This is a genomic window from Siphonobacter sp. BAB-5385 (assembly GCF_002261125.1).
Lineage (GTDB): Bacteria > Bacteroidota > Bacteroidia > Cytophagales > Spirosomataceae > Siphonobacter.
The window spans coordinates 1-11,183 of the sequence record NZ_NMPS01000239.1 but is presented as its reverse complement, the minus strand read 5'-3'; the positions used below and the strand labels follow the sequence as shown (position 1 = coordinate 11,183).

General features: G+C 48.6%; 6 protein-coding genes. 5 read left to right on the top strand and 1 reads right to left on the bottom strand.

Annotated elements, in window-relative coordinates; translation table 11 throughout:
- Positions 1-150: 150 nt before the first annotated feature.
- Positions 151-4,215, bottom strand: a complete 4,065-nt coding sequence (locus tag BWI93_RS25245; RefSeq protein WP_094816592.1) for a two-component regulator propeller domain-containing protein — start codon at positions 4,213-4,215, stop codon at positions 151-153.
- Positions 4,216-4,737: 522 nt separating this feature from the next.
- Between BWI93_RS25245 and BWI93_RS29840 the strand changes: the two genes are divergently transcribed.
- Genes BWI93_RS29840 through BWI93_RS25225 form a run of 5 tightly spaced genes read left to right on the top strand, consistent with a single transcriptional unit; the run spans position 4,738 to position 10,954 of the window.
- On the top strand, positions 4,738-5,259 hold the full coding sequence (locus BWI93_RS29840) for a hypothetical protein (RefSeq protein ID WP_369679222.1): 522 nt from the start codon (positions 4,738-4,740) through the stop codon (positions 5,257-5,259).
- Positions 5,205-7,298, top strand: coding sequence for a glycosyl hydrolase 115 family protein (locus BWI93_RS25240; RefSeq protein ID WP_369679221.1), 2,094 nt, complete (start codon positions 5,205-5,207; stop codon positions 7,296-7,298). Before BWI93_RS29840 ends, BWI93_RS25240 begins: the two co-directional genes overlap by 55 nt.
- Positions 7,299-7,354: 56 nt before the next feature.
- Positions 7,355-8,422, top strand: a complete 1,068-nt coding sequence (locus BWI93_RS25235; RefSeq protein WP_255158062.1) for an endo-1,4-beta-xylanase — start codon at positions 7,355-7,357, stop codon at positions 8,420-8,422.
- 20 nt (positions 8,423-8,442) lie between these two features.
- Positions 8,443-9,936 (top strand): MFS transporter, encoded by a 1,494-nt coding sequence (locus tag BWI93_RS25230; protein ID WP_094816588.1) that lies wholly within the window; start codon positions 8,443-8,445, stop codon positions 9,934-9,936.
- Position 9,937: 1 nt separating this feature from the next.
- Positions 9,938-10,954, top strand: coding sequence for a glycoside hydrolase family 43 protein (locus BWI93_RS25225; protein WP_094816586.1), 1,017 nt, complete (start codon positions 9,938-9,940; stop codon positions 10,952-10,954).
- Positions 10,955-11,183 lie beyond the last annotated feature (229 nt).

Sequence of the window (11,183 nt, the reverse complement as noted above, 5' to 3'; positions counted from 1 at the left end):
TCGCCGCCATGGGATGGCCCCCATGGAATGGTTGGTCATGGAGAGGTGCAGCCTGGAAGGCTTTTGGGCTACCGAACAGCCCTATCTGAAGTACTGAATCCGATCTAGGTTAATAACAAAATAAGATACCCAACAGGCACGAATTAGCCTCTAATTCGACAGATTCTTCGCATTCCGGTACTCCGACGGCAGCATATTAAACTGACTTTTAAAAGACTTGGTGAAGTAGTTTGCATTCGGGAATCCTACGGAATAAGCTATCTGCGAAATATTCAGATCACTCTTCTCCAGCAGCGTTGCGGACTTCTCCAGCTTAACCGATCGAATGTATTCCACGGGCGTTTTTCCAGTCAGTTCCAGCAATTTACTGTAGAGCGATCCCCGGCTCATACCCACGTGTTTACTCAGGTTTTCTACGCTTAGTACAGAACTATTAATATGCTCGTCAATGAAAAAGGCGATGTCTTTCAGGAGTTTTTCATTCGCTGATTCTACTTCAACCTCGGGAGAAACCAGGTTAATTCGTTTGGAGTAATAGCCCTTCGAAACGCGATTTAATGCCAGAAGGTTATTTACTTTCGCATTCAAAATCTCATAGTTGAACGGCTTCGTCAGGTAGTCATTCGCCCCGGATAAAAGCCCCCGGAGTTGCTGCTGATCTCCCGTGGAGGCCGTTAATAAAATCAAGGGGATATGGCTGGTTCGCTTGTCTGATTTTACCTTCTGACTGAATTCAATCCCGTCCACGTGCGGCATTGCGATGTCGCTGATAATCAGCGTCGGATGGGTAGAAAGCGTTTTTTGCCAGCCTTCCCGACCATCGGCGGCTTCAAAAACATTGTACTGTCCTTTGAGGCGTTCGACCAGAAAATGCCGGAATTCTTCGTTGTCTTCCACCACCAGGATGCGGTCCGCCGTATCAATTCCACTCGGTCCCAGGGCCTGTTTGCCCGGTGGCAAGGGTTTGGGTTCCACGATTTCTTCGGGTAAAAACACCTTTTGAGAGGCTTCGGCCAGCGGCAGGTAAATAATGAATGTGCTTCCTTTACCCGGCTCGCTATCCACGGATAGCTTTCCGCCGTGCATCAATACAAATTCCTGAGCAATCGATAAGCCAATGCCACTGCCCTGATTGATGAAACCCTTGGCTTCTTCCTGGTAGAATCGTTCAAAAATGTGCAGGTGCTTATCCTGGGAAATGCCAATACCCGTATCCGATACGGCAATGCAAAACCAGTGCTGGTCCGGATTACGATCGTCTACCTGAGAAAAGACTTTGAGTTTAATTTTTCCACCCTTGGGCGTGAATTTGAAGGCATTGGAAAGTAAGTTGTACAGCACGCGTTCGATCTTATCAAAGTCCAGCGTAAGATCCAGATCGGGTACAAAACTCTGGAATACAAAATCAATGTGTTTTTTCTCCGACAGATCCTGGAAGGAGTCGCAGGTTTCTTTGGCAAAAGCGACCACATTTCGGGTAGAGACCTGTAGCGTCTGTTCCTGTTGTTCAATTTGCTTGAAATCCAGCAACTGATTTACCAGGTTAAGCAGACGTTTGGAGTTTCGATCGATGGTCTGCAACTGGGAGTCAATGGCGGACTCGTGTTTCTTGGCTAAAATACCTTCCAGCGGAGCCAGAATCAGGGAAATGGGGGTACGGAACTCATGGCTCAGGTTGGTAAGAAACTTGATTTTCATTTGATCCAGATCCCGAATCCGCTGTACTTCCCGTTGTTGCTGCTCTTCCGCGAATTTCTTTTTGATCTTCCGAATCCCCCGACGACGGAGCGACCAGATCGTAAAGCCCGCTGCCAGGATGTAAAAAGCAAACGCGTAGTAAGTGAGATAAAAGGGTGGGTTAACTACAATTTGTATCGAGGCTCCGTTCGGATTCCAGACGTTGCCGTGAATAGTAGTCTGTACTTCGAAGGTGTATTCGCCGGGATTTAAGTTCGTATAATGAGCGACGGTCGTGGTGCCCGCATAGTACCATTCTTCCTGATAGCCTTTTAACCGATACCGATAGATATTCTGGTGAGCATTGGTATAATTGAGGGAGGCGTAGCTGATGGAAAAATTCTGTTTGTAATCCAGATGAATGGACTTGGCCAGTGAGATGTGCTCGGAGGTAATACTGGAATCCGCGGCAGTAATGGTTTTGTTTCCTACTTTCAGGTCCGTAAATAAAATGGGGTGTGACAAAGCACTTTGCTTGATATTGCCAGTAGTCAGGAAATTGAATCCGTGGATCCCGCCAAAAAATAAAGTATTGTCCGACGTACGAATACCCGAGCCAAACGCAAAGATGTCGTCCTGAAGTCCATTGTGCGAGGTGTAATTGGTAAACCGGTTGGCTCCCTGTTGCAGGCTACTGATGCCTTTATTGGTAGTCACCCAGATTCTACCTTCCTGATCTTCAAGAATTTTGTTTACGATGCTGCTGGGCAATCCTTTTTCTGCCCCATACCGCACAAACGAATGGGAAGCCGAATCAAACCGGGCGAGCCCTCCGCCATTCGTTCCGACCCACATGTTTCCCTTCCGGTCGTAATGAAGGGCCGTGATTCGGTTACTGGGAAGATGACTGTTTCCCTTGTCATAACGGAAGACTTTCTGGGTCAACGGATTATATACCGCAACCCCCGTTCCCAGCGATCCAATCCAGAGGTTACCGTGGCTATCTTCTTCAACAGCCCGGATGTACCCATTCAGTGGAATGAGGGAAGGGTTGGATTTGGAGGGCGGATTCAGGTACGTAAACTCCTTTCGGACGGGGTCATAACAGTTCAGTCCCCCGCCGTTCGTGCCGATCCATACCTTGCCCCGCCGGTCCGTTTTCACGCAGAAAATATCATTGTGATTGAGGTGGGTGGGGGAAGGACCCATCTTGAATTGTTGGCTTTTTCCGGTATTGGCGTCCAGCAAAAATAGCCCTTCCTGAAATGTGCCAATCCAGACTTGCTGACGGGGAGCCTGCGTCATACAGAGAATGGCCAGGTTGGGCAAGGGCGTACCTTCGCTTGAATACAGGTTAATCCGATTGAAGTGATTGGTTTTGCGGTTGTATAGATTCAATCCGCCGCCGTCCGTTCCGATAAACAGATCTCCGTTGGCTTTTTCAGCAAAAGATGTAACAAAAGGGGCACTCAAACTGGCGTTATCGCCGGGGCGACTCCGTTGTAAACCAAACAGGGTCAGGTTTTTATCGTACTTGTTGACTCCACCCTGATACGTGCCCAGCCAGGTAATACCCCTGGGATCAATCAACAGGCATTTGACGGATTTATTGGCCAGGCTATACGGGCTGTTCGGGTTCGGCAGGTATCGCTCCGCTTGGCCCGTTTCAATGTCCAGGATATTTAACCCCATCTCCGTACAAATCCACAACTTATGATTCTCATCAGCCGCGATGGCGTAAATGATGTTATTACTGATGGATTTGGGATCTTCTTTTTTGAAACGAAAGGTTTCAAAGCCATTGCCATCGGGTAATAGCCGGTTAAGTCCGTTTTGGGTACCTACCCACAGATTTCCCCGTTTGTCCTGAGCAAGCGACATGATGGTACTGCTGGTCAGACTTTTAGGATTTTGAGGATCGTTAAAAAATGCTTTTACCTGATTGGTTTGTTTTTGATAGACATACAGGCCATCATTGGTGGCAATCCAGATTCGGTTTTGCTGGTCTTCAAAGACACGACGGCAGGGTTTTCCATCACCTAATGCGTAGCCATTCACGCTGGGAGTCGTGATTTTTAGCGTTTTAGGATCGATATTGAAAACGCCCGAGTGTGTACCGACCCAGATCATTCCCTGCTGATCACTACAAATCGAATACACATTCAGTCCGACATTAATCCGGATGAATGAATCCTTCTTTCGGTCGTACAGATGAAGCGACCCCTCAATGGAACCTACCCAGAGACGACCTTCCCGATCCTCATGCAAAGCGGATACATCATTGGAGCCTAAGCTGGTAGGGTCCGCGTCGCTATGGCGGTAGACGGTGAAATTGGAACCGTTGTATTTATTGAGTCCATCTTCCGTAGCAAACCAGAGCAGACCGTACCGATCTTTCAGAATGGCAGCGACGGTGTTTGAAGAAAGCCCATCTTTCGTAGTAAGCGTGGTAAACATCAACGGCTGGGATTCCCCAAACGCCTTGAATTGGGAAAGGATAAGGAGCGTACTCAGTAAAATTTTGTAAAGGATGTTCATGAACCTCAGTTAATCGTCTATAGTAAACTCCCAGCTTATCGCAGGCGGTGTCCTTATGTAGCATCCATAAGTTAAAAACAGGCTTGGCAGAGTATAAGACAAATATAATTATTTATTAGTATAATCATGAAAATAGCTTAAGTAAGATAGCATGAGTTAAACTAATTATGGAATCCGTGAAAATGATCAGCAAAAGCCAGAAGGTGTAAAATACCCGTCTTCCTAGTAGGCGAATGCGTAATGGAAAGGATTATTTGCCACAGCATTCTTTTCACGGTTGAATCCATACGTAGGGGTGTCTGAATAAACGTATAAGTAGTTAAGTTAGGCCTTTTTAAACATTTGTATCACTCTTTTATACATCTGTTCTCACAGGTGCGGAGCCTTACTGGATACTTTTGTTAAACTAATTCTTTAAAAAGTCATGGTTTTAGGCTTCATGGATAAGTCTGTAAACTACGAATGCTTTCCTAACGACTTAGCTACCTAAACCAGCGTTCATTGATTGGATAAAAAGCAGACATGAACATTAGAATACTTATTGCCATAGGAGTGCTTTGGCTTTCAGCGGCACACGCTCAGCAGATCGTATCGACCAAACCTACTCCTTTCGCGATTACCCAGTCGGTCATTTATGTTGATGCGAACGAGACGGAGCTGTTGCAGACGTCGGCTCAACTGCTGCAAAAAGACATTGAACTCGTGACGGGCCGTCAGCTACCCATTGTTCATACCCTGGACAAGGTTAAACAAAACGTAATTGCGATTGGTACGCCTGGACAATCTGCCTGGATAAAGCAACTCGTAGCCGGGAAGAAGCTCAATCCTTCCAAGCTGCAAAGGGCCTGGGAGACGTACCATCTTCAAACGCTGCAAAAACCGATGCCTGCGATTGCTCAGGCCTTGGTCATTAGTGGAAGTGATCGACGAGGCGTAGCGTACGGGGTTTTCGAACTTTCCCGTCAACTGGGCGTGTCTCCCTGGCATTGGTGGGCCGATGTACCGGTAAAAAACAAAGCGAAATCTACCTGCTTAACAATGTAGTCGTTAGCGACGCTCCCCAGGTAAAATATCGAGGCATCTTTCTGAATGACGAAGCTCCGGCCCTGTCTGGCTGGACGAAGGAGAAATTCGGGGGTTTCAATCACAAGTTTTACGAAAAAGTATTCGAACTCATTCTTCGGTTGAAGGGCAATTATCTCTGGCCAGCGATGTGGGGCAACGCCTTCTACGCGGATGATTCGCTCAACATACGAATGGCTGAGAAGTACGGAATCGTAATCGGTACCTCCCATCATGAACCCCTGATGCGGGCTCACGATGAGTGGCGTCGATTCGGGAAAGGTCCCTGGAATTACGAGCAAAATAAGCAGGAATTGAGTCGGTTTTGGCGGGATGGCATGCAGCGGGCCACAAATGAGAAAATCGTGAGTGTCGGCATGCGGGGAGACGGCGACGAACCTATGTCCCGGGAAACCGCAACGGCTTTGCTCGAACAAATTGTCAAAGATCAGCGGGAAATTATCTCGGAAGTAACGGGAAAAGGAGCCGAGCAAACCCCACAACTATGGGCCTTGTACAAAGAAGTGCAGGATTACTACGACAAGGGAATGCGAGTACCGGAGGACGTGACTCTGCTGCTGTGTGATGATAACTGGGGCAACCTTCGCAAGCTTCCGGCTCCGACTGCCAAAGCCCGCAAAGGTGGTTACGGCATTTATTACCATTTTGACTACGTAGGCGGTCCCAGAAATTACAAATGGCTGAATACCAATCCACTGCCCCGGATTTGGGAACAGATGCACCTGGCCTGGCAGCATGACGTCAAAAATATCTGGATTGTGAACGTGGGCGACTTAAAACCCATGGAGTTTCCGATCTCCTTCTTCCTGGATTACGCCTGGAATCCGGATCGGATTGGAGCCGACCAGCTGCAATCGTATACGGAAACCTGGGCAGCGGCTCAGTTTGGCGAGACGCACGCCCGCGACATTGCCTTTCTGTTAGCCCGGTACGCCAAGTACAATGCCCGGAGAAAACCCGAATTGCTGGATGCCAAAACTTACTCGCTGGAAACCGGCGAATGGGCGAAAGTGGTTGCGGATTATAACCAGTTGTTAGCCAAAGCAGAAGCTTTAAACCAGCAAATTCCGACGCAATACCGGGATGCTTTTTTTCAACTGGTACTGCACCCCATCCAGGCCTGTGCCAACCTCAATGCGATGTATTATTACGTTGCTCTCAATACCGAGGCCTACCAGCAAAAGTGGAAGCAAACCAATGCGTACGCTGACAAAGTACAAGAGCTGTACGCCAACGATTCGCTCATTACACAACGGTATCATCAGCTCAACAACGGAAAATGGAATCACTTGATGAGTCAGACGCACATTGGCTACACCAGCTGGCAGCAGCCCAACGTGCAGCGAATGCCGAAAGTGATGCGTTTAGCCGCGAATGAAGGTACCGAGAAGCCATTGCCCCAACCCCAAACGAATCAGCAAACGAAAGGGCAGGCAAAGACTTCAGGACATGCGTTTTATCAGGATGAAAAACGGGGTGTCTCCATCGAAGCCGACCATTTCTCAAGAGCGATTCATTCCAACACAATAACCTGGAAGGTGTTACCCGACCACGGTCGAACGGGTTCGGCCCTTACGGCTTTTCCGGTGACAGCCCCGGAGCAAAAACCCGAAGGCAACGCCCCTCACGTGGAATACGATGTCGATACGTACTCCGCTGGCGAAGCCACCATTCACGCCTACTTTTCCCCCAGTCTAAATTTCTATAGTTCGGAGAAGGGTTTGCAGTACGCCATTTCCGTAGACGATGCACCTGCCCAAATTTTTAGTATCAACCAGGAGGACAAAACCAGTGACCGCGGCATCTGGAATAAGTGGGCGGGCAGCAATATCATTATCAAAACCAGCAAACACGTTTTTGACAAGCCGGGGAAACATACGCTGAAGTTCTGGCTGGTGAATCCGGGCGTGGTGCTTCAAAAACTGGTGGTTGATTTTGGCGGCGTTGAACAAAGCTATTTAGGTCCGGAAGAGACCATCTATCAAACGAAAACTAACTAATCTGTATGCGATTTAAATATACACCCCTTTTCCTACTGGGGCTGACCAGTTTGGCGATGACGCATTTCAAGCCGGAAACCAGGCCAGTAATGTCAGTAAACCTGCCCTCTCTTAAAGAGGTGTATAAAGATTATTTCCTGATCGGGACGGCTTTGAATGCGGGTCAGATTGACGAGAAAAACCCCAAAGAAATTCAATTAGTTACCGAACAATTCAACGCGGCTACGCCCGAAAACATCATGAAGGCGGAAGTGATCCATCCGCGTTGGGATCAGTATGACTTCACCTATGCCGACAAGCTGGTGGAATTTGGCAAGAAAAACAAACTGGCCATCAATGCCCATACCTTGATCTGGCACAGTCAGTTACCCGGCTTCGTACGGAAAATTAAAAGCAATGATTCCCTTCAATTGTTTTTCAGGAATCATATTCAGACGGTAGCTGGTCGGTATCGGGGGAAAGTACAATCCTGGGATGTGGTGAACGAGGCCTTGAACGAGGACGGAACGCTTCGGAAATCCATTTTTCTGAACCGGCTGGGTGAAAATTATATTACGGAAGCCTTCAAGCTGGCTCAGGAAGCTTCGCCCGAAACCGATCTGTACTACAACGATTACAACAACGAGCAACCGGCCAAACGGGCGGGCTGTATCGCCATCATCAAAAAAATACAGGCAGCGGGCGTCCGGATTGACGGCGTAGGCATTCAGGGCCATTGGCACGCGGGTAAAATTCCCTTACAGCACATTGAAGAGAGTATTCTCCAGTATTCGGCCCTGGGCATCAAAGTGGCGATTACCGAGCTGGACATTGAGGTACTGAAACGCGATTTTCAGGGAGCCGAAGTGAGTCAGCAAATGAAAAACGACAAAGGCCTGAATCCCTACCCAAACGCCTTGCCGGATTCCCTTCAACAGAAACTCGCCAGCGATTACGAGGCCTTGTTCAAGTTATTCATCAAGCATAAAGACAAGATTTCACGCGTGACGTTCTGGGGCGTTCATGACGGACAAAGCTGGCTGAATGGCTGGCCCGTACGGGGGCGGACCAATTACCCCCTGTTATTTGACCGTCAGTACAACCCCAAGCCAGCCTTCTACAAAGTAATTCAGGCGAACCAATAGTAAACCCCGCACCTAATCGTATGGAACCGCACGTATCCACCAAATTAACAGTCCTCGAAAAAATAGGGTACAGCCTGGGCGATCTGGCCGCAAACCTGATTTTTCAGACCCTGATGGCTTTTCTTACGTTTTTCTATACGGATGTCTACAAAATATCCCCCGGAAGTGCCAGCTTTATCATGCTGACCGGCGGGGTGATTGGGGCCGTATTCAATCTGGCGATGGGAGCCATTGCCGACCGGACCAATACCCGGTGGGGCAAGTTTCGTCCCTGGGTGCTGTGGACTTCCGTACCTTTCGGTATTATTGCGTTGCTGGCCTTTTCCACCCCTTCGTTCAATGAGAGCGGTAAAATCGCTTACGCCTTCGTTACATACGTGATTCTGGTGGTCGTATATTCAGCCAATAACCTGCCGTATTCTGCTTTAAGTGGTGTCATGACCGGCGATATGAAAGATAGAAACAGTCTGTCTTCGTACCGTTTCGTGGCCGTGATGATTGCTCAGTTTACGGTACAGGTATTATTATTGCCCCTGGTGATTTCGATTGGTCAGGGCGATAAAGCGGCTGGATTCGAGCAGGTTATGAAAGTATTCGCCATTACCGGAGTGATCTGTTTTCTGATCACCTTTCTAACCACCAAAGAACGCGTATCACCTCCCAAAGAACAAAAGACGCCCTTATTGCAGGATTTATCGGATTTGGTCAACAACCGACCCTGGTTAATTATGCTGGGACTGACGGTACTGATTTTCATCACGCTGGCAATTAAAGGTGGTATGAATATCTTTTACTTCAAGTATTACCTCACGGTGGGTAGTCAGGTGGCCTTTTTAGAAAACCTGGGCTTTAGTAATTGGCTCAATCAACTGGAAAGTGTCACCGGAGAAGCAGCCCTGGCGGAATTTCGTAAGCCCGGTAGTGCTCCCTATGCTACTGCCAGTGTGGTAAGTGCGGCGAGTACCCTGGCGATGATTGCTGGCATTATCTGCTCGAAGCCGCTGGCTGATAAAGTGGGTAAACGTAATATCTACGCCCTTTTTGTGGCTCTTTCGGGGGCCAGTTTGATCCTCATCAATTTTCTGCCCCAGACGGCTGTATCGACTGTTTTTGCCTTACAGACGTTACATGGCTTCCTGTACGGCATCACGATTCCCCTGCTCTGGGCAATGATTGCGGACGTGGCGGATTACAGCGAATGGAAAAACAACCGGCGAGCAACGGCGATCATATTTTCCGCCATGATTTTTGGATTGAAAGTGGGCCTGAGCTTTGGCGGAGCCATTTCGGCCTGGTTGCTGAGCGTATTCGGCTACGATGCGGATGCGACGGTACAGATGGAAAGTGCCGTAGAAGGAATTCGGTTCCTGGTGAGCGTGGTGCCGGGCCTGATTTTCATCGGCGGAGCCACGCTGCTGCTGGGTTATGGAATTGACAAGAAAATGGAAGACAAACTCGAAAGGGAACTGCAGGCCAGACGCAGTCCCGTATTAAACACCCCTAACGAAGCCTAGTATGCCAGAAGATTCAATTGAACACATTGATTTTGAGGAATTAAACAAGCGGGCCATTTCCCAGCCTCTGGTGACAGACCTGTATACAGCAGATCCGTCGGCTCACGTGTTTGAAGGGAAAATTTATATCTATCCCTCGCACGACATAGAGGCGGGTATCCCCTTTGATGATCTGGGAAGTCATTTTGCGATGGAAGATTACCACGTTTTTTCCATGGAAACGCCGGAATCTGCCGTTGTCGATCACGGACTGGCTCTGCACGTGAACGATGTTCCCTGGGCTGAAAAGCAAATGTGGGCTCCGGATGCGGCGTCTAAAGACGGAAAATATTACCTCTACTTCCCGGCCAAAAAAGCCGACGGGATTTTCCAGATTGGCGTAGCCGTTAGCGATTCTCCCGCGGGTCCTTTCACGCCCGAGGCGGAACCGATTCAGGATAGTTATTCGATTGACCCCGCCGTTTTTGTCGATGATGACGGAGCGGCGTATCTATACTTCGGCGGTTTGTGGGGCGGACAGCTTCAATCGTATCGGAATAATTCCTTCGATGCCGCCCATCAGGAGCCGGTCGGTGATGAACCCGCTCTGGGTCCTCGGGTCGCCCGGCTGACGGAGGATATGCTGTCTTTTGCCGAAGAGGTCAGAGAGATGGTGCTGACGGATGAGAACGGCGAAGTACTAACGGCCGGAGATAACGACCGCCGCTTTTTTGAGGCGAGTTGGGTACATAAGTATCAGGACAAATATTATTTCTCGTATTCTACGGGCGATACGCATTACATCTGCTACGCCATCGGAGACAGTCCCTACGGACCTTTTACCTACGCGGGAAGGATTCTGGAACCCGTAGTCGGCTGGACCTCCCATCACTCCATTTGTGAATTCAATGGGCAGTGGTATTTGTTTTACCATGATTCCAGTTTATCCAAAGGGGTGACGCATTTACGGAGTATAAAAGTGACTCCGTTGCTCCATGATGAAAAAGGGTATATTCAGACTATTCATCCGTACCGATAGTTCGAGTGCCTTTTGATATAGTTAGCCCAGAGTCTGTTTAGGCTCTGGGTTTTTTGTATTAATGTCCATTGTTAGGTGTATAAACTGAGTTTGGTGCCGACGGTAGGAGGCATAGGAGTTTAAAAGATTGGCTCGTTATTCACCTAGACTAGATTTGGTCCTTATACCTGACTGTTCAGTAGCCTAGAGCAGGATCAAAAGAGCGGTGGGCGTGCCGACATGGAATGTA

Coding starts and splice junctions, on each gene's coding strand:
- BWI93_RS25235 (WP_255158062.1), top strand. CDS start 7,355: ATGACGCATTTCAAGCCGGAAACCAGGCCAGTAATGTCAGTAAACCTG.
- BWI93_RS29840 (WP_369679222.1), top strand. CDS start 4,738: ATGAACATTAGAATACTTATTGCCATAGGAGTGCTTTGGCTTTCAGCG.
- BWI93_RS25230 (WP_094816588.1), top strand. CDS start 8,443: ATGGAACCGCACGTATCCACCAAATTAACAGTCCTCGAAAAAATAGGG.
- BWI93_RS25225 (WP_094816586.1), top strand. CDS start 9,938: ATGCCAGAAGATTCAATTGAACACATTGATTTTGAGGAATTAAACAAG.
- BWI93_RS25245 (WP_094816592.1), bottom strand. CDS start 4,215: ATGAACATCCTTTACAAAATTTTACTGAGTACGCTCCTTATCCTTTCC.